The organism is Acinetobacter sp. KS-LM10 (genome assembly GCF_036896575.1).
GTDB lineage: Bacteria > Pseudomonadota > Gammaproteobacteria > Pseudomonadales > Moraxellaceae > Acinetobacter > Acinetobacter avistercoris.
On sequence record NZ_CP145906.1, the window covers coordinates 2,631,202 to 2,655,342 of the forward strand.

At 41.7% G+C, this 24,141-nt stretch carries 18 protein-coding genes; 4 read left to right on the forward strand and 14 right to left on the reverse strand.

Going from position 1 to position 24,141, the window contains the following annotated elements:
• From nuoL to V5M36_RS11975, 11 genes are all read right to left on the reverse strand, one after another.
• On the reverse strand, positions 1-1,896 hold the full coding sequence (gene nuoL, locus V5M36_RS11925) for an NADH-quinone oxidoreductase subunit L (protein WP_338559283.1): 1,896 nt from the start codon (positions 1,894-1,896) through the stop codon (positions 1-3).
• On the reverse strand, positions 1,893-2,201 hold the full coding sequence (gene nuoK / locus V5M36_RS11930) for an NADH-quinone oxidoreductase subunit NuoK (RefSeq protein WP_004695395.1): 309 nt from the start codon (positions 2,199-2,201) through the stop codon (positions 1,893-1,895). The genes nuoL and nuoK overlap by 4 nt, the downstream gene beginning before the upstream one ends.
• The gene (gene nuoJ / locus V5M36_RS11935) at positions 2,201-2,719 is read right to left on the reverse strand and encodes an NADH-quinone oxidoreductase subunit J (protein WP_338564189.1); all 519 of its coding nucleotides are present in this window, start codon (positions 2,717-2,719) and stop codon (positions 2,201-2,203) included. Before nuoJ ends, nuoK begins: the two co-directional genes overlap by 1 nt.
• The gene (gene nuoI / locus V5M36_RS11940; RefSeq protein WP_338559304.1) at positions 2,719-3,261 is read right to left on the reverse strand and encodes an NADH-quinone oxidoreductase subunit NuoI; all 543 of its coding nucleotides are present in this window, start codon (positions 3,259-3,261) and stop codon (positions 2,719-2,721) included. The genes nuoJ and nuoI overlap by 1 nt, the downstream gene beginning before the upstream one ends.
• Positions 3,262-3,279: 18 nt before the next feature.
• Positions 3,280-4,299 carry an NADH-quinone oxidoreductase subunit NuoH gene (gene nuoH, locus V5M36_RS11945; protein WP_338559307.1) on the reverse strand — a complete coding sequence of 340 codons (1,020 nt, stop codon included), beginning with the start codon at positions 4,297-4,299 and terminating at the stop codon, positions 3,280-3,282.
• A gap of 3 nt (positions 4,300-4,302) precedes the next feature.
• Positions 4,303-6,987 (reverse strand): NADH-quinone oxidoreductase subunit NuoG, encoded by a 2,685-nt coding sequence (nuoG, locus tag V5M36_RS11950; RefSeq protein WP_338559310.1) that lies wholly within the window; start codon positions 6,985-6,987, stop codon positions 4,303-4,305.
• An 11-nt stretch (positions 6,988-6,998) separates the two neighbouring features.
• Positions 6,999-8,327: an NADH-quinone oxidoreductase subunit NuoF gene (nuoF, locus tag V5M36_RS11955; RefSeq protein ID WP_338559312.1), complete on the reverse strand. Its 1,329-nt coding sequence runs from the start codon at positions 8,325-8,327 to the stop codon at positions 6,999-7,001.
• The gene (gene nuoE, locus V5M36_RS11960) at positions 8,324-8,833 is read right to left on the reverse strand and encodes an NADH-quinone oxidoreductase subunit NuoE (RefSeq protein ID WP_338559314.1); all 510 of its coding nucleotides are present in this window, start codon (positions 8,831-8,833) and stop codon (positions 8,324-8,326) included. The genes nuoF and nuoE overlap by 4 nt, the downstream gene beginning before the upstream one ends.
• A gap of 14 nt (positions 8,834-8,847) precedes the next feature.
• Entirely contained in the window at positions 8,848-10,635 is a 1,788-nt protein-coding gene (gene nuoC, locus V5M36_RS11965) for an NADH-quinone oxidoreductase subunit C/D (RefSeq protein ID WP_338559316.1), read from the reverse strand.
• Between the two features lie 85 nt (positions 10,636-10,720).
• Positions 10,721-11,398 carry a NuoB/complex I 20 kDa subunit family protein gene (locus V5M36_RS11970; protein ID WP_338559318.1) on the reverse strand — a complete coding sequence of 226 codons (678 nt, stop codon included), beginning with the start codon at positions 11,396-11,398 and terminating at the stop codon, positions 10,721-10,723.
• A gap of 6 nt (positions 11,399-11,404) precedes the next feature.
• Complete coding sequence (locus tag V5M36_RS11975; protein WP_338559321.1) at positions 11,405-11,950, reverse strand: NADH-quinone oxidoreductase subunit A; 546 nt, start codon at positions 11,948-11,950, stop codon at positions 11,405-11,407.
• Between the two features lie 567 nt (positions 11,951-12,517).
• Here V5M36_RS11975 and V5M36_RS11980 point away from each other — a divergent pair.
• Positions 12,518-12,874, forward strand: a complete 357-nt coding sequence (locus V5M36_RS11980; protein WP_338559323.1) for a hypothetical protein — start codon at positions 12,518-12,520, stop codon at positions 12,872-12,874.
• A gap of 156 nt (positions 12,875-13,030) precedes the next feature.
• Here the strand turns inward: V5M36_RS11980 and bfmS are convergent, their stop codons facing one another.
• Positions 13,031-14,665 carry a sensor histidine kinase BfmS gene (gene bfmS, locus V5M36_RS11985; RefSeq protein WP_338559325.1) on the reverse strand — a complete coding sequence of 545 codons (1,635 nt, stop codon included), beginning with the start codon at positions 14,663-14,665 and terminating at the stop codon, positions 13,031-13,033.
• A 43-nt stretch (positions 14,666-14,708) separates the two neighbouring features.
• Positions 14,709-15,425 carry a response regulator transcription factor BfmR gene (gene bfmR, locus V5M36_RS11990; protein ID WP_035267251.1) on the reverse strand — a complete coding sequence of 239 codons (717 nt, stop codon included), beginning with the start codon at positions 15,423-15,425 and terminating at the stop codon, positions 14,709-14,711.
• Between the two features lie 610 nt (positions 15,426-16,035).
• On the opposite strand from bfmR, the gene V5M36_RS11995 reads away from it, so the two are divergent.
• From V5M36_RS11995 to V5M36_RS12005, 3 genes are all read left to right on the forward strand, one after another.
• Complete coding sequence (locus V5M36_RS11995; protein WP_338559329.1) at positions 16,036-18,864, forward strand: ribonucleoside-diphosphate reductase subunit alpha; 2,829 nt, start codon at positions 16,036-16,038, stop codon at positions 18,862-18,864.
• Positions 18,865-19,334: 470 nt separating this feature from the next.
• Positions 19,335-19,463 carry a preprotein translocase subunit YajC gene (locus tag V5M36_RS12000; RefSeq protein ID WP_338559331.1) on the forward strand — a complete coding sequence of 43 codons (129 nt, stop codon included), beginning with the start codon at positions 19,335-19,337 and terminating at the stop codon, positions 19,461-19,463.
• A 143-nt stretch (positions 19,464-19,606) separates the two neighbouring features.
• The gene (locus V5M36_RS12005) at positions 19,607-20,890 is read left to right on the forward strand and encodes a ribonucleotide-diphosphate reductase subunit beta (protein ID WP_338559332.1); all 1,284 of its coding nucleotides are present in this window, start codon (positions 19,607-19,609) and stop codon (positions 20,888-20,890) included.
• 956 nt (positions 20,891-21,846) lie between these two features.
• Here V5M36_RS12005 and V5M36_RS12010 read toward each other — a convergent pair.
• Complete coding sequence (locus V5M36_RS12010) at positions 21,847-23,583, reverse strand: amidohydrolase (RefSeq protein ID WP_338559334.1); 1,737 nt, start codon at positions 23,581-23,583, stop codon at positions 21,847-21,849.
• Positions 23,584-24,141 lie beyond the last annotated feature (558 nt).

Here is a 24,141-nt window from a genome sequence, read left to right on the forward strand (position 1 = left end):
TTATTTCCCCACGATCTGAGTCACGATCAGAATCATCAATAAAATGACGATACCGAATGCCATGCTCGATGCGTAATTACGCAAAGAACCGGTTTGGCGTGAACTTGTGAAACTATGACCACCTTTAACAATTGCAGGTAATACTAACCACAAACCATCAATAGGATCACGTCCTAAAATTTTAGCAATAAGCAGGTATGGTTTTACAAATACGATGTCATATAACGCATCAAAACCAAGCGCATTACGACAGATATTAACAAGACCAGCACCGAAACAAGTACGCGTAAAGGCTTGAACTGCTTTATATGCAAATGCAAATAAAATCACGCCAATTACTAAACCAGCCAGAGCAATTGCAATCGCAACATGCTCAGCACTATGTGCACCTGCTTCTAAAGCTTCTGGAATCACAAATGCTGGAATTTGCGCAGCATTTAAGATACTCATAACGGGTGCTTTAAGCACGATAGCAAGACCTGTAGACAAAACAGCAAGAATCGCTAAAGGTAACCAGTAGGTCACGCCCTTAATTTCATGGTATGCCGTTTTTTCTTCGCCAAAGAATACAATCCAAATGAGACGGAATGTATAAATTGAAGTTAAGAATGCACCAGCTACACCCACACAATACAATGTGTTGAAGACTGGGATACCTGCGATATGTTGTTGTGTCCAAACAGCTGCCAAGATTGCATCTTTAGAGAAGAAACCAATGGTCAGGAATGGAATCGCTGCCAAGGCACCGCCACCAATCGCGAAGCAAGCAAATAAGAATTTATTGTGCTTGAACAAGCCACCCATTTTGAAAATGTTTTGTTCGTGATGGAATGCAAGAATCACTGCACCTGATGAAAGGAACAATAATGCTTTAAAGAATGCATGCGTCAGCATATGGAACAGACCAGCTTGGTATGCTTCTGCGCCCACCGCCATAAACATATAACCCAACTGACTCATTGTAGAATAAGCAAGAATACGTTTAATGTCTGTTTGAACCAAGGCAGCAAAACCAGCAACGATCAACGTCACTGCACCAGTAATCGAAATAAACACCATTACTTCAGGTGCCATTTCAAATACAGAGAACATACGGCAGCACAGGTAAATACCCGCTGTGACCATTGTTGCAGCATGAATCAATGCTGATACAGGCGTAGGACCTGCCATTGCATCTGCCAACCATGTTTGTAATGGGATTTGTGCAGACTTACCTGCAGCACCCAAGAACAACATAAGCGCAGTCCAAATGGTCAATGAAGAGCTTTGCGTCATGACTTGTGGCGCATTCGCTACGATCTCTGCGATGTTCAAGGTTCCAAATTGTTGGAAAATTAAGAACAAAGCAATCAGCAAGAATACGTCACCAATACGAGTAACCGTAAATGCTTTGATTGCCGCAAGACCATTCGATGGGTTTTGGTAGTAATAACCAATCAATAGATATGAACACAGACCTACACCTTCCCAACCCAAGAACAATAACGCTAAGTTATCGCCCAATACGAGCAGCAACATGCTGGCAACGAACAGGTTGAAATAAGAGAAGAAACGTGCAAAATCTTCTTCGCCACGCATATACCATGATGCAAAAATGTGAATTAAGAAACCCACACCTGTCACCATGCCAAGCATGAGTAAAGATAAACCATCTAAGTGCAAGCTCATGCCTGGTGCAAAACCAGCCACATTAAACCAAGTCCAAAGATGGGTTACTTGTGAAGATTCACCACTATTGATGAAATTAATACCTGCAAGCAAAGCAAATAATGCAGATAGACCGACTGAGCCTACACCAATAATGGCAGCGACTGATTCAGGAAGTTTATTACGTCCTGCCGCTAAAAGGACAAAACCAATGAGCGGAAATAAAATTGTTAGTGCTAATAAACTCATCCGCGCATCTCACTAGCAGCATCTACATCCAAATGATGGAAGCGATGGTAGAACTGAAGGACGATCGCAAGCCCGATACAGGCCTCTGCCGCAGCAAGAGTCAAGATCAAGATAAACATAATTTGACCATCTGGTTGTACCCATGCACTACCAGCAAGTACGAACGCAAGTGCTGCTGCGTTCATCATGATCTCAAGGCTCATTAACATAAAGAGTAGATTGCGTCGTACCATCACACCGTAAAAACCGAGTGCAAAAAGAATGGTCGCAACAATCAAACCATGTTCTAAAGGGATATTACCCATTATTCTTTTTCCCCTTCTGCACTTGGTGCACGTTTACCTAAATGGAATGCTGCAACCAAGGCTGCAAGCAATAACATCGCGGCAACTTCAACCAATAATAAATATTGTGTAAAGAGTGCTATACCAACTTCTTTAGGACCGATAACTTCTGTGCCCATCAGTGGACCAGAAACACTGTATTCTGATGTCATTGTCCAAACCAGAACAAGACCCATCAGGAAGCTCATGAGTGCTGGATATGCCCAAGCATCAGAGCTTAACCATCTACGCTCTTGTTCTACCGTATGTTCGCCGAGATTTAACATCATCACGACGAATACGAACAACACCATAATCGCACCAGCATAAACAATGATCTCAAGCGCGCCAGCAAATGGCGCCCCGACGATCATGAAAATACCAGCAACGGCTAAAAGTGACACAATTAAACTTAACAACGCATGCACAGGATTCGCATTGGTTACAACACGGATTGTCGAAACGATGGCCACAAGTGCCATCAAATAAAATGGCCACATCATGGTAATAAGCTCCGTACATCCACAGGCGCGCTTTCACGTTGAGCCTGACCTTTGTCTTTACCTGTTACAGCCATACCTGTTACACGGTAGAAGTTGTAATCTGGGTATTTACCAGGACCTGAAATGAGTAAGTTTTCTTTCTCATAAACCAAATCTTGACGTACATACTCGCCTAACTCAAAGTCAGGTGTCATTTGAATCGCAGTCGTTGGACATGCTTCTTCACACATACCGCAGAAAATACAACGTGAGAAGTTGATACGGAAAAACTCCGGATACCAACGACCATCTTCTTTTTCTGCTTTTTGTAAAGAGATACAGCCCACAGGACACGCAACCGCACATAAATTACATGCAACACAACGCTCTTCGCCATCTGGGTCACGTGTCAGCACGATACGACCACGGAAGCGAGGTGGAACGATATCTTCACCTTTGACTTCTGGATATAAAATAGTGTCACGTTTACGTGTCACGTGCGAGAAAACCATCCACAGTGAACGTACGATTGACCCGAACCCAGCTAGAATTTTATACATTTCCTACTCCTTGCTGTCTTAGGCCGCTTGATTCAGAAGAATCACAGCACCAGTCACCAACAAGTTGACCAACGCCAAAGGCAAACAAATCTTCCAACCAAAGTTCATCACTTGATCATAACGTGGACGCATTAACGAACCACGTGCCAAGACAAACATCATGACAAAGAATGCAGTTTTAATGATGAACCAAAAAGCTGGTGGGATAAATGAAATTTCTAGGTTGAACGGCGCTAGCCAGCCACCAAAGAATAATGTCACGATTAAAGCTGAGATCAGAACCACGTTGACGTATTCCGCAACGAAGAACATCCCCCACTTCATACCACCGTATTCGACATGGTAACCTTCCGCCAATTCTTGTTCCGCTTCTGGTTGGTCAAATGGGTGACGATGCGTTACCGCTACACCCGCAACCACAAAGATTAAGAAACCTAAGAACTGTGGAATCACAAACCAAACATCACGCTGCGCTTCTACAATTTCACGCATGTTGAATGAGCCAGCAATCGCGACTACACCCATCAATGAAATACCCAAGAATACTTCATACGAAATTGTTTGAGCGGCAGAACGTAGACCACCCAGTAATGCATATTTGTTGTTTGAAGACCAACCACCGAACAGGACTGCGTAAACAGCGATACCCGCCATTGCCATAAAGAACAATAGGCCGATGCTCATGTCTGCAACACCTAAATAAGGTGATACAGGAATAACCATGAACGACAGTACAGCGGTTGCCATTGCAACTGCTGGCGCTAAACGGAAAGTCAATTTATCAGCAAACTTCGGCGTCCAGTCTTCTTTGAACATGATTTTCAACATGTCTGCAACGATCTGGAACATACCACCTGGACCTACACGGTTAGGACCATAACGGTCCTGCCAGAGGCCAAGTAAACGACGTTCAATAAAAGACATCAACGCTGCGATCAATACCACAACCAGCAAGATCACAATCGCTTGAACAACTGAGTAGGCAATTTGCCAGTTCTCAGCCCAAAGCGGCGTTTGACGGATTAATTCTTGTTCCATGAATTATGCTCCTACCGCGACTGATACAGGCTCAGCAAGAGATACCGTCGGTGCGAGACCAATTGGGTAACCAATATAACCTGTAGGTAAATATTCAATCACTTGAACTGGAAGAACGATTGACGTATCCCCTGCTTTCACAGTGATTTTCTGACCGTCTTGAACATTCAAACGAGCTGCATCTTGTTCGCCTACCGCAAAGACCGCTTCAGGAATACGTGTTTCCATCGCTGGTGTTTTTACCGTAAATTCGCCAGAACCAAAAATATGGTGCATTGGCACTAAACGGAAGCTTTCAGCATTCACAATAACGGGTTGAGGCGCAACAAAAGTACGCACTGGACGTTTTGCCAAACGGTCGAATAAACGAATACCCGAATCACCACCTTTTAGTGAACCACCCACTTTGTTTTGGAATTTATTCCAAGCTTGTGGAGAGTTCCAACCTGCAGACCATGCAAATGGTACAAGTGCTGATGGTGTTTGATTACCTACATAACCTTCCATAGAGAATGTTAATGCAGAATCTTTATCCACCGGTTGTTTAGGTTCATGAACAGTCAATGGTGCACGCATAGACGTACGACCAGAGTAACGACGTGGTTCACGTGCAACTTTTAAACCATGCACACGGAAGCCAGCATCTGGTGCAACATCTTGAATCGCTTCTAAAGCAGGTACATTTTTTGCAACTGCTTCAATCACGTCATCCAGTAATGTCCATGAAATCATTTGACCTTTCACACCGGTCTCGATTGCATGTAACCAGCGCCAAGATTCTTTAATTGCGAGTTCAGGTTTATAGTAGCTTGGGTCATACACTTGGTAGAAACGTTGTGCACGGCCTTCTTGCGAAACCACAGTACCATCACCTTCAGCAAAACTTGCAGCAGAAAGTACAACAGTCGCTTTCTTCACAGTTTCAGTTTCAGAATGATCTAGCACAATAATATTTTGCGCTTTCGCTAAAGCAGCATCGACTTGTTTTGCAGGTAAACGACGGTAAAGATCATTTTCAACCACGATGATCGAATCATAATCTTGTGCAAATGCTTGCTCAAGACTTTGACCACCAAAGATTGCCAGACCCATCGAGTTCACTTCAGGAACAGTCAACGTTAAGCCAGCATGAGCACCTAGGTTTTGTGCAACTTGTGCAGCCGCTTCCATGATCGCTGGATCTTGTAAGCTTGTACCAGAGATGATCAGTGGTTTTTTCGCTGCTTTTAATGCTTCCGCAATGCTTTGTGCAAATGCTTTTGCATCATCTTCTAAACCAAGGATGTTTTCACCCGCAACTGCTGCTGCAACTGCAAAGCCTAAACGTGCGATATCATTCGGAGAAGCAACCACTTCACCTGTTGCAACGTCTGCTAGGCGTGTTTGAGTTGCTGCCAAAATGTAAATCGGAGATTTAGCATCTTGTGCAATACGCTGTAACGGTTCTGCTAACCACTCTTGGGTACGACGTTCTGCAGCCATTTCTTTGGCTTTATTTTTAGCCGCTTGACGAACAGACAATGCCATACGTGGCGCAGTTTGCGTTAAGTCTTCACCTAAAATCAAAACAGCATCATAGCTTTCGATTTCACGCATTCCTGGGTTATACACCCCTTCGGTTTGCATGATTGACGCTGCTAATTCAACTAAGTTTTGCTCTTTTTGCGAAAGACCGGTAGAGAAGTTCTCTTGACCCACCAATTCACGCAGTGCAAAGTTCGATTCAATCGAAGCTCGTGGTGAACCAATTCCTAATACTTTTTTGCCTTGAATATTGGCAATCACAGTATCAAGCGCTTGATCTACAGAAACAGTTTCTACATTTGCATTAGAACGGAATTGAGGTTGACGTGGACGATCTGCACGGTTCACATAACCCGTACCAAAACGACCTTTATCACAAAGGAAGTATTGGTTTACTTCACCGTTAAAACGGTTCTCAACACGACGTAATTCGCCATAACGCTCACCCGGAGAAATATTACAACCTGAAGAACAGCCTTGGCATACGCTTGGCGCATACTGCATGTCCCATTTACGGTTATAACGTTCAGAATGGGTTTTATCTGTAAACACACCTGTCGGGCAAACTTCTGTCAAGTTACCAGAGAATTCAGATTCTAAAGTACCTGATTCTGGACGACCGAAGTAAACACGTGATGCGCTTGCATACACACCAAAGTCTGTACCACCAGCATAATCATTGTAATAACGCACACAACGATAGCATGCGATACAACGGTTCATTTCGTGTGAAATGAATGAGCCAAGCTCTTGGTTATGATGCGTACGTTTGGTAAAACGATAACGACGGCGATCATGTTGAGTCATGACTGTCATATCTTGTAAATGACAGTGACCACCTTCTTCACAGACTGGACAGTCATGTGGGTGGTTGGTCATTAAGAATTCAACAATCGATGCACGGAATTCCGTTGCTTCTTTATCTTCAATCGATATATAGGAATTGTCAGATGCTGGGGTCATACATGACATTACTAAGCGGCCGCGTGTATCTTCTGGGTTCGCATATTGAGTAACGGCACATTGACGGCAAGAACCGACAGAACCTAAGGATGGATGCCAACAAAAGTACGGAATATCTAGACCCAAAGACAAACATGCTTGTAGCAAGTTTTCCGAGCCATCAACCTCGTACGATTTTCCATCGACATGAATTGTAGCCATAGTCGAATTCCTTAAGCTTGTTTTGCGAGGTGAGTTTGAGCAGCGGCATTAACAACCTTCGCTTCAAATTCACCACGGAAATGTTTGAGTGCACCCATTAATGGTTCCATCGCACCTGGAGCATGCGCACAGAAGGTCTTACCAATCCAAAGCTTACGCGTAAGCTCTTGTAAGTGGTCGATATCTTCTTGTTTGCCTGTACCATCTTCAAGTGCTTTCAGCGCTTTCACTGCCCACGGCAAACCATCACGGCAAGGTGTACAGAAGCCACATGATTCACGTGCAAAGAATTCTTCTAAGTTACGTGTTGCTGAAACCATACATTGAGTTTCGTCTACAACCATCAATAAACATGTTCCTAAACGAGAACCTGCTTTCATGATGCTTTCCGCATCCATAGGAAGATCAATATGCTCAGCAGCCAAGAAGTCAGTTGATGCACCCCCTGGCAACCATGCTTTTAAAGTCAAACCATCACGCATACCACCTGCGTGATCTTCGATTACTTCACGTGCGGTTGTACCGAATGGAAGCTCCCAAAGACCCGGGAATTTTACTTTACCCGACGCACCGTAGATTTTTGTGCCTGGATCTTTCGACTTACCTTCAGACAAACCAACGTACCACTCTGGACCACGTAAAATAATCGCAGGTAAGTTGTTGAACGTTTCTACGTTATTCACAATCGTAGGACGTCCCCAAGCACCAGCAACTTGTGGAAATGGTGGTTTGGTTCGTGGGTTTGCACGACGACCTTCAAGCGAGTTAATTAATGCGGTTTCTTCACCACAAATATAACGCCCTGCGCCTGTATGTACGTGTAAATCAAAATTCCATCCTGTTCCCAGAATGTCTTCACCTAAGTAACCTTTGGCACGAATTTGATCTAATGCTTCATTTAAGTATTGCGCAGCTTCGATGTATTCACCACGGATGAAGATATAACCTTGAGTCGCTTCTAGGGTATAACCTGCAATCAGCATCCCTTCAATCAATTGATGTGGAAGTTTTTCCATCAACAAACGGTCTTTAAAGGTCCCTGGTTCCATTTCATCGGCATTACAGATCAGGTAACGAGGACCGCCATCATTTGGCGCCATCAATGACCATTTAATCCCTGCTGGGAAACCTGCACCACCACGACCTTTTACAGTCGCCGCTTTAATCACATCCAAAACTTCTGCAGGTTTAAGTTCAATTGCTTTTTTAAAGCCTGCATAACCTTCAAGCGCTTCGTAATCATCTGCACTACGTACAGACTCTTGTTTGCTTAAACGCCAAGTCAATGGATGTGTTTCTGGATTGCCATCGCCATAAATTGGTTTTGGTTCAGTATTCATACATACTTCTCCAAGAGCTGCTTCACCGATGAAACTTCAACCAAGCCGTGAGTGTCTTCATTCACCATCAAGGTTGGACCTTTATCGCAGTTACCTAAGCAGCAAATCGGTAAAATCGTGAAACGACCATCAGCTGTCGTTTGACCAAATTGAATACCGAGTTCGCGCTGGAAAGCTTCAGCCAAAGTTTCCGCACCCATCAAGAAACATGCGATCGAATCACATAGTAAAATGACGTTACGACCCACAGGCTGGCGGTAAATACGGTTATAGAAAGTGGCTACACCCTCTAAATCTGCAAGATTAATCGTTAAGATTTGAGCAATTGCATGCATCTGTGCATCATCTACCCAGCCATTACGGCGTTGTACACACTTTAAAGCATCCAAAGATGCTGCACGTGGGTACGGATAGTGACTCATGTGATGTTCAATTTCGTGAATTTCGTCCGCAGTCAAAATCCCTTCAACATTCACACGTGGTTTTTTATCAGTCAAAATCATCATAATGCGTTTACCCCTTAGCGATCCACGTCAGCCATTACGACGTCAATTGTCGCTAAATAAATGATCAAGTCAGACATTAAGCTGCCGTTAATCACAGAAGGCATTTGCTGTAAATGCGTGAAGGTCGGTGTACGAATACGAGTACGGTAACTCATCGTTGACTTATCTGAAGTCAAGTAGTAGTTCGACGCCCCTTTCACCACTTCCGCCATTACAGATGCTTCACCAGCAGGCATGACAGGACCCCATGACACGCTTAAGAAGTGCGTAATCAAAGTTTCAATATCTTGCAAGGTTTTGTCTTTTGGTGGTGGAACAGCCAGCGGATGATCTGCTTTATAAGCACCAGATGGCATGTTATCCAAGCATTGCTTAACGATTCTCAATGATTCGTTAATTTCATGGAAATGCACCATCACACGTGCGTAAGCATCGCCTTCGTATTCTAGAGGTACTTCGAAGTCGTAGTTTTCATAACCACTGTATGGACGATATTTACGAACGTCAAAATCAATACCTGTCGCACGTAAGCCCGTACCTGTTACACCCCAAGCCAATGCAGATTTAGCGTCATATTGCGCTACACCTTGCGTACGTCCCATGAATACTGAGTTGCGTAATGCAGCAGTATAGTATTCATTCATACGCTTCGGCATCCACTCAAGGATTTCGCGAATGAGGTGCTGCCAGTTGTTTGGCAAATCGTGCGCAGTACCGCCAATACGGAACCAAGCTGGATGCATACGGTAACCGGTGATCGCTTCAATCGCGTCATAGATTTTTTGACGATCCGCAAACATATAGAATACGGGGGTCATACCACCAGCATCCTGAATCGCTGTACCAATAAACAATAAGTGGTTATTGATACGGAACAATTCTGACATCATCACACGGATACATTGCGCACGATCAGGAACGGTAATCCCCGCCAATTGCTCCACACCCATGACATAAGGCATGTTCTGCGCACAACCACCTAAGTAGTCGACACGATCTGTATACGGGATAAATGAATGCCAAGTTTGACGTTCAGCCATCTTTTCCACACCACGGTGGTGATAACCAATGTCAGGCACACAGTCTTTTACTTCTTCGCCATCTAACTGCAAAATAATACGGAATGCACCGTGCGCAGATGGATGGTTCGGACCCAAGTTCAAGAACATGAAGTCTTCATCTTCATTACCACGTTTTAGACCCCAATCTTCGGGTACAAAACGCAAATGTTCTTGCTCAAAATCCTGCTTGGCTTGGTTCTGCATATACGGGGTATATTCAGTCGCACGTGCCGAGTATTCTTTACGAAGTGGATGACCTTCCCAATAGGTTGGTAACAAAATACGACGGAGCATCGGATGCCCTTCGAAATTGATCCCGAACATATCGTAAGCTTCACGTTCGTACCAGTTGGCATTTGGCCAAATGTTGGTTGCAGTCGCGAGATTAAGATCACTCTCTGACAACGCAACTTTAATACGAATATCTGAATTACGCTCTAATGACAGTAAGTGATAGAACACTGTAAAGTCGGACGCAGGTAAACCGTCACGATGGGTACGTAAACGCTCATCTGTAGCAGACAAGTCAAACAACATCACGTAAGGACGTGACACTGTACGTAAGAACATTAAAACGTCTTGTACACGTGCGCGCTCGACCCAGACTGTCGGAAAATCTTCAAACGTCTTTTGCACATAGAAGTTCTCACCAAATTTGGTTTTGAGATCTTCTACAATCGCAAATGCAGGGCGTGAATCAACTGGAGTTGATTCTGGCATAGCAATGTCAGTTTCAGCCATTGGCTTGGCTTCCTATTTAATTCAAATTTATTCAATAAAAACGACAATTACACCCAACTCGGTGCATCAATACTTTGCGTTTAAATTATTTAATTTCATCCATAGAACGCAAATTTTTCACCGCAATACGTTCAGCATTTTTACGGTCACGTTCTGGCTGCATCTTTGGCTTATATATCGGCTTAAGATCATCACCAATCACCGCTGAAAGCGGACGACGTTCGAGTTGAATTTGGTCTTGTAATAACATTAAAGCTTGAATCAAAGCTTCAGGTCGTGGTGGGCAACCTGGAATATAGACATCAACAGGAATGATTTTGTCGACACCCTGTACAACAGAATAAATGTCGTACATACCACCAGAGTTTGCACATGCACCCATTGAGATCACCCATTTAGGCTCAAGCATTTGTTCGTACAAACGCTGAATTACAGGTGCCATCTTAATAAAGCATGTTCCTGCAATGATCATCAAATCTGCCTGACGAGGCGAAGCACGAATAACTTCCGCACCGAAGCGTGACAAGTCATGTACACCCGTCAACGTCGTTGCATACTCGACGTAACAGCATGATGTACCAAAGTTAAACGGCCAAACTGAGTTCTTACGCCCCCAGTTTACTGCTGTATGTGCTAAATCCTCTAAACGAGTCATAAACACATTTTTATTCACTTCGTCTTCTAGCGGATCAGTTACGATCTGGCGCTCTTGAAGTGGATATTGATCAGCATCCGGATTCGCACGGGTTAATGTGTATTTCATCCCGTATTACTCCTTATCAGATGATGTAGTCTGTGAGGTTTTCACACGACCAGATGATTGTGCTGGGATTTGACCTGTAGGATCAATCACCAACTCCTCAATATTATTGAAGCGAGTAATTTCTGAGAGGTCCATATTCGGTGAACCAATTTTAGCTCTAATCCCTGCTGCTTTACGCTTATCTGAAGGTGCCCAATTTAATGCACCAGTAGACAGTTCATAAACCAAACCAACAAGTAAAACTAAAATAAACACAGCTGCTGTAATAAAACCTATCCAGCCTACTTCACGAACTGAAACAGCCCATGCATATAGATAAAGTGCTTCCAAGTCGAATACGACAAAGAAAATTGCAACCAGATAGAATTTTGCAGACAAGCGAATACGTGCACCACCAGCACCAACTACGCCTGACTCGAACTGCTCTTGCTTAGCACGGCCCCATGATTTACCCCCAAGGAGTAATGGAACTGTAAGCATAAAGACGCATAAAAAAGTAACGCCGATCACGAAGGCAATAATAGCCCAATCGTATGGAGTAATGGCACTCATGCGGGGATAACTCCTGGCAGGCCTATTTATCAACAAAGAATGTATGTATTGGCCTTCGAATACACCAAACACAAAATTAATCCCGCCAATTGTACCTGATTGATGACGTCTCTTGCTAGCTTATACAACTTAGTCTTTAGGATGATTTTTTAAACGATATTTAATTTAATTGGTTTTGATCCTATTCCATCCGCAGCTAATCGATTTTACAAATCAATATAATCACTTTTATTATTTTTTCTCGGGTTAAGAGTTTTTTAGCCGATTTTAGCGACTATCTTTTTTGAAAAATATGTATCTATAAAACAAAAAGCCCTTTCATTATCAATTCTATTTATTTTAACTATTTTCCAGAGAAATAACAAATTCGTCATTCATGTTGTTTTTTTAATCAACCCGCAGACTCAATTTAAAAACAATCTCCTATTCACAGTTGTGAAGAGGCCAACTTATGCATCATATTTTTGATTTCTTGTGTCTTTTTTGCAACACCTTGAGCAAGCACTAATTCTTTGTGGTATTACTATCTAAAACTCGAAAAGTCACCTGAAATAAGGATAACGATATATGACATTAGAATTCACTCACAAACCTAATTATTTCTTATTTGCGCAATTGATCATTCGTCATTTAGAAAGCTATATTAAAAAACATCCTGATGCGAGTAATGCCATTTTTGACCTTCGAGATATTTATCAAATTTTTCGTCAAGATTTAGCATCAACCACAACAAATCTAGATGGTATTCTCAACATTGCCGATGAATATGCTGTTGAGACGATTAATGGCGATCAAAAAATCATGAGCAAATATAAAATTGATGCGCAAAATAACAGTTTATTGATCGACTTTAATGAAGATGCTTTGGCAGCGCTTAGAGAAGGAAAACGCATCATTGAGCCTGATGCAAACAATTATGAGTAAACCTTCGTAATTTCATATTTACGAATAAGCAGCTAAAACTTTCAACCATAAAAAAAGTGCCTCATGGCACTTTTTTTGTTTTTCGACTAAACAGATCTTTTTCACCCAAGCCTAACTTTAACTTGAACTTTAAAAAATGAGATCAAAATTCAGAAACTAAATTACTTTTTTCTTTTTAAAACGACGAGCTGGCCACTCCATGGTAAAGCGTGCTCCTCCCAAATTTGGACTTTGATCGACTTTAATCGTTCCGCCAAACCAATACACAATACGATTCACAATTGACAGTCCCAAACCATAGCCTCCAGATGCACGTGTTCGACTATCATCTAAACGCGCAAAAGCTTCAAAGATTCGATCTCGGTCTTCTTCAGGAATACCTGGGCCGTCATCCTCAACACAAATAAAAGCCATCCCCTGCTCGGTCACACCACCACTGACGACAACCTTATCATCACAGTAGCGCACAGCATTCCCCACCAAGTTTTGCACCACACGATGCAAATAACGACGCTCAGCATCTACAAGCAACGTTGCAGGTGGAGCCACCAATTGAATTTCTTTATTGGTTTTGAGTGCCTCGGTTTCGATCACCACTTGATCCAACACTTCAAATAGAACAATTTGCTCTATATCCAGTGAAGGCATGCCTTGTTCAAGCTTGGCATAGGTCATTATCTCATCAATTAAAGTGTTTAATGCTTCAATGTCTTTATCGATCATATCCACTTGTTGTTGACGATATTCATAATCTTCTTCATCAACCAACATTTCCATACCAAAACGAATACGTGCTACTGGCGTTCGCAGCTCATGCGACACCGCACGCATGAGTTCTCGCTGTGCTTCGATTAAACGCTGAATATGATCAGACATATTGTTATAACTAGAGGCCAAACTTGCCATTTCATCATAACCCTCGACAGGGACACGAACTGACATTTCGCCTTTCTGCATAACGTCTAAGGCATTATTCACCTGTTTCAGTTTGCGCTGCATCGGCACAATTAAACCGTAAACCCCCATACACAGTATAAACATACTCAGTAAGGTGATCCCCGCTGCCAATTGGAATGGCATCCAATTGAACATTGGTACTGGCCCCATCACCAAAATCTCACCAGGCGCATTTGGCATAGGAGAAAGGATTGAAATCGTGGTGCCTCGTGCAGTTGCACTGTCTTGATATTGAATCACACCCTGATCTGAGCGCAATCGCCCAATTTGCTCAGAGTCCAAACTCAATTGTGAAATATTCTGAATATCAATCTTATAAGAGAAGTGCTTTTGAATTTTCTTTAAGTATTCTTTTTCTTGCCCAGGATAATAAACCAGATAATCCATGACAAAGATGGGCAACGCTTTCATTTGGCGCTCACCCAAACCGTCTAGCTTTATATAGATATAAAGCAAATGACTTGGATCACCAATCAAACCAATAATAAGATAAGCCACCCCTTGATCAGCATCATAACGAACCACCGCTTGACGGTTATCTATTCGTTTTTGCTCTGCACGAGATAAATCAATCTTATTGGAGTCCAAATAATAAATGGGAAGTTCTAAGAGCGTTGAAGCATCAGAAATCCAATCCATTTTTTGTTGTTCGGTCTGCTGTCGTGCAACTCCCTCACTAATAACATAAGCCACGCCATCAGTTAAAGACTCTCGGTATTCTTGAGCTCGTTGATAGTTAATCACTTGAATGAGCAAATAACCAAAAATCGCTACAAGAACAACCAAGATAACGAGGCCTGCGTATATACGCAGGAAGATACTGTGTTTAGACACGTAGGTAACCTTGGTGAGTTGCACTAGACGCAACCAAACGGGATTACATCCCGTTGGTTTCTTTTACGAATAAATAACCTTTACTACGTACTGTTTTAATACGTTTTGGATTTTCAGGATCATCGCCAATTTTTGGACGAATTCTCGAAATACGAACATCGATTGAACGATCTTGTCCGTCATATTCAATACCACGAAGACGCTCAAAGATATCTTCACGCGACAGGATACGCCCTGCATTTGATGCCAACAACCATAAGAGATCATATTCAGCACTGGTAAAGTCAACCAACTCACCATTTAAGGTCACCGAACGACCACCATTGTCAATAACAAGGTCATCAAATTCGATACGCTGAGCCACTTCATCTTCCGGTGTTTTGTCTGTACGACGAAGCAATGCACGAATACGTGCTAAAAGCACACGCGGCTGAACAGGTTTAGCCACATAATCGTCTGCACCCATTTCTAGACCCAATACTTGGTCCATATCTTCAGTGCGCGCAGTCAACATGAGAATCGGTTGATGATAATGTGGTCGAACTTCACGACAAACGGTCAAACCATCAGCACCTGGCAGCATCACATCCAACACAACCATGTCTGGTTGCTCAGCAATAATACGACGAATCGCACGATTACCATCAGGCTCTACCCCAACCTCTAAACCATTACGAATAAGGTATTCTTGCGTTAAACGTGCAAGACGCTCGTCATCTTCAACGATCAAAATCTTTGGTAACTTTTCTTCTTGGCTCATATGCTGCCCCTATATTTGTTAAGGTGTCTGTCTAATCTGTCTAAATATTCACAGAATTAACACGCTATGATTTGCAATATACACACGTTTACATTGTAAACAAGATGCTGTTCACCAAACTGATACACGAGCGTAGCATTTTGTTATTTTTTATTAGCCATTGAATTATAGTGTCTTTTTCAAAATATCGAACAACCCAGTCTCGCGAGTAAAGCAAACGATCAAGCTGAGTCGACTATATTTTTTCATACAAAATATTTCCAAATCTATTTTTAATGTGGCTTTCATCGCTTTTTGAGTTATCCACAACCTTATCTATAAGCACTCCAAAAACTCTCTGTTATGCTTAGCAACGCTAGATTTAAGCTGATTGAAAAACTGATTTTTGACAAAAAACACCAACAATCCCCACCCAGCTTGGCGGGGGAAAAATATCAAAAAGTCAATATTGATCTAATATCAAATTTACCGTATCTTGTGTCTTAATCTTAATTAAACCACTAAGTCTTGTGTTTATCCCCCAAAATGTCGTGATGAAGGAATCTTTAGATTTTGTCCGATTCAAGTGGTCTATAAACATAATAATGATGACAATGGAGCTACGCTGACAATGAGCGCTAATACAACCCCTGGTCAACTTCAAGTGATTAAACGCACTGGTGACGTTGCCTCTTTTGATGCAGAAAAAATCTCTGTAGCAATTGGTAAAGCATTTTTAGCTGTTGAAGGACAGCCAAGTGCAGATTCGAGTCGTATTCATGACCGTATCACTCAGCTGACTGAGATGGTGATGAACACGTTCAGCCGTCGTTTACCGTCTGGTGGCACAATTCACATTGAAGAAATTCAAGACCAAGTTGAGTTGGCACTTATGCGTACTGGCGAACAAAAAGTCGCTCGTGCTTATGTCATCTATCGTGAACAACGTTCAGATGCGCGTAAACAATTGGGTGCACACCACCACCCTACGCTACAAATCACTGGCACTGACGGTCAGTTACAACCGCTCGATTTAAGCCGTCTTGAAGCAACGATTTCTAAAGCAAGTGAAGGCTTGGAAGGTATCGACGTTCAAGCGATTATCGACGAAACCGTTAAGAACCTTTATAACGGCGTAAAAGCAACTGACATCTCAACCACAATGATGATGGCGACGCGTACCCGTATTGAGCAAGAACCAAACTATACCTACGTGACTGCGCGTTTACTTCGCGATAACTTGGTTGCTACAGGTCTTGAGTTCTTGGGCTTGTCGACTGACACCATCGAAGGTGATGCGCTCGAAACTTTCTTGAAAAAAGGGATTGAGTTAGATCTTCTTTCACCAGAATTGCTTAACTTTGATTTGGCTAAATTGGCAGCAGCGATCAAACCTGAACGCTCAAACCAGTTTACCTACCTAGGTCTTCAAACTTTATTTGACCGTTACTTCATCCATTCGGATGGTGTTCGTTTCGAATTACCACAATTGTTCTACATGCGTGTTTCGATGGGTCTTACCCTGAATGAAGAAAACCGTGAAGATCGTGCAATTGAATTCTACAATTTATTATCAAGCTTCGATTACATGGCGTCTACTCCGACGTTATTTAACTCAGGAACTTTACGTCCTCAGTTGTCGAGCTGCTACTTAACCACGATTGATGATGACCTGTATGACATTTATGGCGCGATGCGTGATAACGCAATGTTGTCTAAATGGGCTGGCGGTCTAGGTAATGACTGGACACCTGTTCGTGCATTGAACTCTTATATCAAAGGGACCAATGGTAAATCACAAGGTGTTGTTCCTTTCCTTAAAGTTGCCAATGACACTGCTGTTGCAGTCAACCAAGGTGGTAAGCGTAAAGGTGCAGTATGTGCATACCTTGAAACTTGGCACTTGGACATTGAAGAATTCCTAGAGCTTCGTAAAAACACAGGTGATGACCGTCGTCGTACGCATGACATGAATACAGCGAACTGGGTTCCAGATCTATTCATGCAACGTGTATTCGAAGATGGTGAGTGGACATTATTCACGCCTTCTGAAACGCCAGATCTACATGATTTAATGGGTCAAGAATTCGCTGAACGTTATGCTTATTATGAAGGCATTGCGAAAGAAACAAATATGTTGCACAAAGTAATTCGTGCGAAAGATTTGTGGCGCAAAATGTTGTCTATGTTGTTTGAAACAGGTCATCCTTGGATCACGTTCAAAGACGTTTGTAACTTACGTTCACCACAGCAACACGTGGGTGTCGTGCATTCATCAAACTTATGTACTGAAATTACGTTAAATACCAATAAAGATGAAATCGCAGTATGTAACCTAGGTTCGATTAACCTTGTACAACACGTTCAAGGCGGTGTTCTTGACCGTGAAAAACTTGCTCGCACTGTAAAAACTGCAGTTCGTATGCTCGACAACGTGATCGATATCAACTACTACGCTGTTCCACAAGCACGTACTTCAAACATGAAGCATCGTCCAGTGGGTATGGGTATCATGGGCTTCCAAGATGCTTTATATGAAATGAATCTTGCCTATGGTTCTGACGCTGCTGTTGAGTTTGCAGATGAATCAATGGAAGTAATCAGCTACTACGCAATTTCAACATCAAGTGATTTGGCTGTTGAACGTGGTCCTTACGAGACATTTAAAGGTTCATTGTGGGATCAAGGGATTCTTCCAATTGACTCTTTAGATATCGTTGCGAAATCACGTCCAGATCGTATGTTTGAAGTTGATCGTACACAACGTTTGGATTGGGATACTTTACGTGCCAAAGTTCAAAAAGATGGTATGCGTAACTCAAACGTGATGGCGATTGCTCCAACTGCAACGATTTCAAATATTTGTGGCGTTTCTCAGTCCATCGAACCGACTTTCCAAAACCTGTATGTGAAATCTAACCTTTCTGGTGAGTTCACAGTGATTAACCCGTACCTTGTACGTGCGTTAAAAGATCGCGGTCTTTGGGACTCAGTGATGGTGAACGATCTGAAACACTTTGAAGGTTCTGTACAAAAAATTGCGCGTATTCCTGAAGAATTAAAAGCAATTTTTGCAACGGCATTCGAAGTTGAGCCTCGTTGGATTGTAGATGCTGCTTCTCGTCGTCAAAAATGGATCGATCAAGCACAGTCTCTTAACCTTTACATCTCTGGTGCAAATGGTAAGAAACTCGACATGACTTATAAAATGGCGTGGTTACGTGGTCTTAAAACGACGTATTACCTTCGTGCATTGGGTGCAACTTCTGCTGAGAAATCGACCATTAATACTGGCGCATTGAACGCAGTTAAAAACAGTTCTGTAACATCTGCACCTGTTGCTGTAGCAGCACCTGTAGTTGAAGCGAAAACTGACATGACTGAAGACGATTTTGCACAAGCTGCACCAGTGCCATTGGCATGTTCAATTGACAATCCTGATTGTGAAGCGTGTCAGTAATCTATAAATAACCTCCCCTAACCCCTCCTACAAGGAGGGGGATCACACCAGTTTTGAGTGGTGATGAAAGTCCCTCTTTCTTAAAGAGGGATTTAGGGAGATTCAAAATTTAGACATAAAAAAGCCCTCTAGCGTCGACCAAAACTAACTAGAAGGCTTTCAATCTCGAAGTGATACCAAAATGGTCACGACGAGGCTGGCATATAACAATGCGGATTGAATTGTATCACTGAATTGTTTCGCGAGCCAGTATGAGTCATTTTCTTTACCAAAGGAGTATAGATGATGTCTAATAAGCGCGAATTTTATAAAAGTGCTATTGACGGTCGGTTTGTTACTAAAGCATATGCTTTATCTCATCCAAAAACGACAATCAAGCAAGTTCGTAAAGTCAAATAAAGACCTAAAACTTGTAATGTAGTTTCCTGATTCATCTGGACTCTATAATTTATAAATACAAGGAAAAGACCATGCAACATATGACCCATAACTATTCGTTAGGACTCGCTGTTCTGGTCTTTTGCTTTATTTTCTTTTACACCCCGATGGTCTATGCGTTTTTAGCCATTCGAAAACAAAAGCGTAAGCAAAATAAGTAGTGTAGGTCTCTGCCCTATTCAACATGTTTAGCGCTGTGATCAGCAAAACTTAATTTTGCTTACACAAATTAAGCGTATAGTAAGGACATCCTCGCTTGTGAGATGTCGTAAAAACAGATATAAGCAACGAAGAGAGAATTGATATGTCTATCCTAAGTTGGGACGATTTCGAAGATGATTCGCAAAAACCGGCTACACCTGAACACAAGTCTGCGCCCGTCGAACCGCAAAAAGCGACTGATTCGCAGATGGTATCTGATGCAAGCAACGAACCGACGCGTGTGGCAACTGCACAACCCGCTCGAACCCGTTCAAGTCGAGCAACAGATTCAACCGATCCGCTGGCAAGAGCATCTAACGCCTTAGAAACCTTAGATGTTGCACCGGGTCTAGAAGAACTAGAAATGGGTGCACAGCGTGTCCAAGTTGACGACAAAGCCATGATTAACTGTCGTGCGGACTTGAACCAATTGGTTCCTTTCAAATACGAATGGGCTTGGCAGAAGTATCTTGACGGGTGTGCAAACCATTGGATGCCGCAAGAAGTAAACATGAACCACGATATCGCGCTTTGGAAGTCTGAAAATGGCTTAACTGAAGACGAACGTACCATCGTAATGCGTTCATTGGGTTTCTTCTCTACAGCAGACTCTTTGGTTGCAAACAACTTGGTATTGGCGATTTACCGTCACATTACCAACCCTGAATGCCGTCAATATATTTTACGTCAAGCATTTGAAGAAGCGATTCATACACATGCTTACCAGTACTGTATCGAGTCTTTGGGCATGGATGAAGGCGAAGTCTTCAATATGTACCGTGAAGTACCATCGGTCGCACGTAAAGCAGCATGGGGTCTGAAATATACTCAGTCTTTATGTGATCCTAATTTCCATACAGGCACACCTGAAAACGACCAAATTTTGCTTCGCAACTTGATCGCGTTCTATTGTGTACTTGAAGGGATCTTCTTCTACTGTGGTTTCTCTCAAATCTTGTCTATGGGTCGTCGTAACAAGATGAATGGTGTTGCTGAGCAATTCCAATACATCTTACGTGATGAGTCTATGCACTTGAACTTTGGTATCGATATGATCAACCAAATCAAGATTGAGAACCCTGCACTGTGGACTGCTGAATTCCAAGAAGAAATCATTCAAATGATTCTTGAAGGTACAATGCTTGAAATCGAATATGCACGCGACACGATGCCACGCGGTGTATTGGGTATGAATGCAGCGATGATGGAAGAGTATTTGAAATTCATCGCAAACCGTCGTTTGTCTCAGTTAGGTTTACCTGAGCAATTTGCGGGTGTAAACAATCCATTTCAGTGGATGTCTGAGATGATGGACTTGCGTAAAGAGAAGAACTTCTTTGAGACGCGTGTGACGGATTATCAAACTGGTGGTGCGTTAAGCTGGTAAGCTTTCTACTATTAAAACCCTCTTCGGAGGGTTTTTTCTTGGAATGTAATTATGAATATTATAATAAATCAAAAAGTAAAACAAAACTCAATGCTATATAAATCTTGGATTCTTATCATTGTAATGAGTGCTCTATTCAGTCTTTACTATCTCATCGCTGAAAACTTATCTATTCTGATCATATCGATTGTGATTGCACTTCCAAGTACACTCGTTTGTGCAACGACTGAAAGCCATGTAATTTATATTAAGAGTTTAATTTTCAATACCTCGATTACATTAATGATTTGCTTATATCCACTCTTCCATTTTAGTCAGCTAATTACTTTTGTTTTTCTCATCTACTGCTTTTTAGATTATTATTTAATCAAGAAAAAATGGAATAGGGTTTTCAAACAACCTGAATTCACTGATACTCTAAATAAAAAGATTATTAATAGAGATCAATTCACTTTAGATTATGAAATAGAGCATGGTCGTGTATGGCAATTGAAGTATCACATCTCTTTACTTGTTTTGATTATAGTCATCACTATTCCTTTAATATTCCTTGCTAGAACAACCAAAAGTTTTTTTATTTTCATTCCAATTAGCCTCTTCTTTTCATTTTTCCTTTGGGAATATACTTTTAAGCGTTATTTATTCTTTCATTATTTATTTAAAATCTACGAGATAAAAAAGGCGCTCTAAGCGCCTTTTTATTAACTTTCGATTAATTCAAGCCAAACCTCAGCAACATTTTCTTCTTTTAATTTCGCAAAATGAAGGATACATATAATTATTAAAAAGGTAACCGTTGTTTGAGTTATGAAAGAGATCGAATACTCAACTACATCTAATCCAGCTCATCCATTCAAAGCATCAAGAGTCATTTTCATTAAAAAAGCAGATTGCCATTTTCCAATCGCAATCTGCTTTAATGATTAAACTCGTCTTCTTAAAATCGGTTAAGCCAATTACTTGCTATATACCAACTCACCATTAAAATACGTTTTTAACACCTGAGTTTGATTCAACTCATTCACAGGGCTTTTAAATACATCACGGTCAACCACAATAAAGTCAGCTTGTTTACCGACTTGCAAAGAACCGATCTTTTGATCAAGACCAATCGCTTTGGCAGCATTAATGGTATAGGTATACAACATATCTTTAAGCGTTAAGCTTTCTTTCGCATTTAACACGCCATAAGGACCATCACGCATGATACCTTTTTGAACCGTTAACCATGGGTTTGGCGGTGAATCAGGCCAGTCACTAGAGCTTGCGATAATAGCACCGGCATTTTGTAAAGATTTCGCTGGATACATCAACTCAAACGCTTTAGGGTCGATATAAGGTTTAACGGGTGGAATTCGATATTCATCTGCACCTGCCCACGCCAACTGCATATCTGCAATCACATTCAGCTCTTTAAAACGTGGAATATCCGCTTCACTGACCAACTGCATATGCGTAATCGAATGCGGAATTTTATCGTTTTTATTGGCTTTACGTGCAGCTTCAACCGCGTTTAAAGTTTCCTGTACTGCACGGTCGCCAATCGCATGAACATGCACGATCCAACCGTCTTTATCAGCTGCGGTCACAAATTTAGCAAAGTCTTGCTCATCAAAGAGTAATTCGCCACGTTTACCCGAATTTTTATAAGGGCTTAACACCGCAGCACTTTGCATTGGGTGACGTAAAATACCATCAGCGAAAATTTTAATCCCTGGAATGGTGAGGTTCTCAACGCCTTGGAACTGTTGACGCACTTTGTCCAACGCGACTAAATCTGCAGGCGTACTTTTAGAGTTAGCAACCAATAGACCTGCAACATGTGCTTTGAGCTTACCTTGGTCAGCTAAGCCTTTATAACCCGGCAATACCCCCACTGTTGTTTCAGTTGGATGCATCGAAAAAATTGAATCGCTTGGCGTCGCATTTGCAGTTGGATCCATCCACGCAGTGATACCAAAGCTGTGGTTGTACTTTAATGCTTGCTCCGCGGCATCCATAATTTCCTGCTGGGTAAATTCAGGCAAAATAGAATTCACTTTATCCCATGCCGCATCGACTAAGAAGCCATTCGGGCGACCATCTTCAAAACGACCATATACGCCTTGCTCAGCTTTTGGCAAAGCTGCGATCATTTCTTTGGTAATGCCCGCTTTTTCCAACAAAACATCATTGGCCCAACCAGTATGATAATCGCTGGCCATTAACGCTAAAGGTGCAGTTTTCCATTCACCTGCATTAAAGCGTTTGTGCAGTTCATTGGTTTCAGTCCAAGTTGCCCCGTTAACACCCATGACTTTGAGAACGCCACTGCGCACCATGGTCTTATTTTTCTTAAATTCGTTAATTTTAGCTTCAAGCTGATCAACACTAAGCACTTCATCTTTAATATCGGCTGAAACCAGTTGAACACCGCCTAAGACGCCATGGCTATGTGCATCAATAAAACCCGGTAAAACACGCTGTCCTTTTAGATCGATGACTTTGGTGTCTTTTTCAATCAATTTTTTAATTTGACGATCACTACCCACGGCTTCAATTTTACCCTTTTCAACGGCAAGTGCTTGAACCTGTTCTTTATGACCATTCGCTGTAAAAATTTTACCATTTAAGAGCACGAGGTCTGTGGCTGAGGCCTGTTGAACGATGAGTCCAGTCACGGCGAGGGAGAGAAGTTTAGGTAAAAGTTTCATACAATATGACTCAAGATAAAAAAATGAAAGGTCTACATTTTTAGTCTAACAAATCAAATTCAGTATTTTCATTGTGTTAACAATAAACCAAATAATCAAAAGCAAATGAAGCGAAAATTAAAAAAATGATGGCTCTTTCTCAATAAAGAAACCAATAAATCAAGACAGAATAATAGAGTTCTTTCAAAAGTCATTATTTATACAATAATTATTCATACAACACATTCATCATAAGTATTCCCTCATCCCAACCTTCTCCAAAAGTGAGAAGGGATTTTTACGTATAAATTTATGACCACTCAATGATCATTTTTCGACTTATGAAAAAGATCTAATTTATAGAAAGATAAATTTTTAGAAATAAACTGACCATGAATAGAAACGGCGAATATTTTAAAAATTACTGATCATTGATCTCTTTGATTCATTTAAAAAAGATCATTTATCGACTAAAAATAGTGAGCAAAAATCTCTTTTCCTCGGAGTTAAGGCTTAGAGATTGAAATACTGATACTTCATTAGTTATGAACAATAATGACCTATGTAACATGTCTTATT

What these genes read in the sequence shown, in the direction of transcription:
- V5M36_RS11995 (WP_338559329.1), top strand. Translation starts at nt 16,036, where the DNA reads ATGAGCGCTAATACAACCCCTGGTCAACTTCAAGTGATTAAACGCACT.
- nuoK (WP_004695395.1), bottom strand. Translation starts at nt 2,201, where the DNA reads ATGGGTAATATCCCTTTAGAACATGGTTTGATTGTTGCGACCATTCTT.
- nuoH (WP_338559307.1), bottom strand. Translation starts at nt 4,299, where the DNA reads ATGGAACAAGAATTAATCCGTCAAACGCCGCTTTGGGCTGAGAACTGG.
- V5M36_RS11970 (WP_338559318.1), bottom strand. Translation starts at nt 11,398, where the DNA reads ATGAAATACACATTAACCCGTGCGAATCCGGATGCTGATCAATATCCA.
- V5M36_RS11980 (WP_338559323.1), top strand. Translation starts at nt 12,518, where the DNA reads ATGACATTAGAATTCACTCACAAACCTAATTATTTCTTATTTGCGCAA.
- nuoC (WP_338559316.1), bottom strand. Translation starts at nt 10,635, where the DNA reads ATGGCTGAAACTGACATTGCTATGCCAGAATCAACTCCAGTTGATTCA.
- bfmR (WP_035267251.1), bottom strand. Translation starts at nt 15,425, where the DNA reads ATGAGCCAAGAAGAAAAGTTACCAAAGATTTTGATCGTTGAAGATGAC.
- V5M36_RS12000 (WP_338559331.1), top strand. Translation starts at nt 19,335, where the DNA reads ATGCAACATATGACCCATAACTATTCGTTAGGACTCGCTGTTCTGGTC.
- nuoG (WP_338559310.1), bottom strand. Translation starts at nt 6,987, where the DNA reads ATGGCTACAATTCATGTCGATGGAAAATCGTACGAGGTTGATGGCTCG.
- nuoE (WP_338559314.1), bottom strand. Translation starts at nt 8,833, where the DNA reads ATGATGATTTTGACTGATAAAAAACCACGTGTGAATGTTGAAGGGATT.
- V5M36_RS12010 (WP_338559334.1), bottom strand. Translation starts at nt 23,583, where the DNA reads ATGAAACTTTTACCTAAACTTCTCTCCCTCGCCGTGACTGGACTCATC.
- nuoL (WP_338559283.1), bottom strand. Translation starts at nt 1,896, where the DNA reads ATGAGTTTATTAGCACTAACAATTTTATTTCCGCTCATTGGTTTTGTC.
- V5M36_RS11975 (WP_338559321.1), bottom strand. Translation starts at nt 11,950, where the DNA reads ATGAGTGCCATTACTCCATACGATTGGGCTATTATTGCCTTCGTGATC.
- nuoF (WP_338559312.1), bottom strand. Translation starts at nt 8,327, where the DNA reads ATGAATACTGAACCAAAACCAATTTATGGCGATGGCAATCCAGAAACA.
- nuoJ (WP_338564189.1), bottom strand. Translation starts at nt 2,719, where the DNA reads ATGTGGCCATTTTATTTGATGGCACTTGTGGCCATCGTTTCGACAATC.
- V5M36_RS12005 (WP_338559332.1), top strand. Translation starts at nt 19,607, where the DNA reads ATGTCTATCCTAAGTTGGGACGATTTCGAAGATGATTCGCAAAAACCG.
- nuoI (WP_338559304.1), bottom strand. Translation starts at nt 3,261, where the DNA reads ATGTATAAAATTCTAGCTGGGTTCGGGTCAATCGTACGTTCACTGTGG.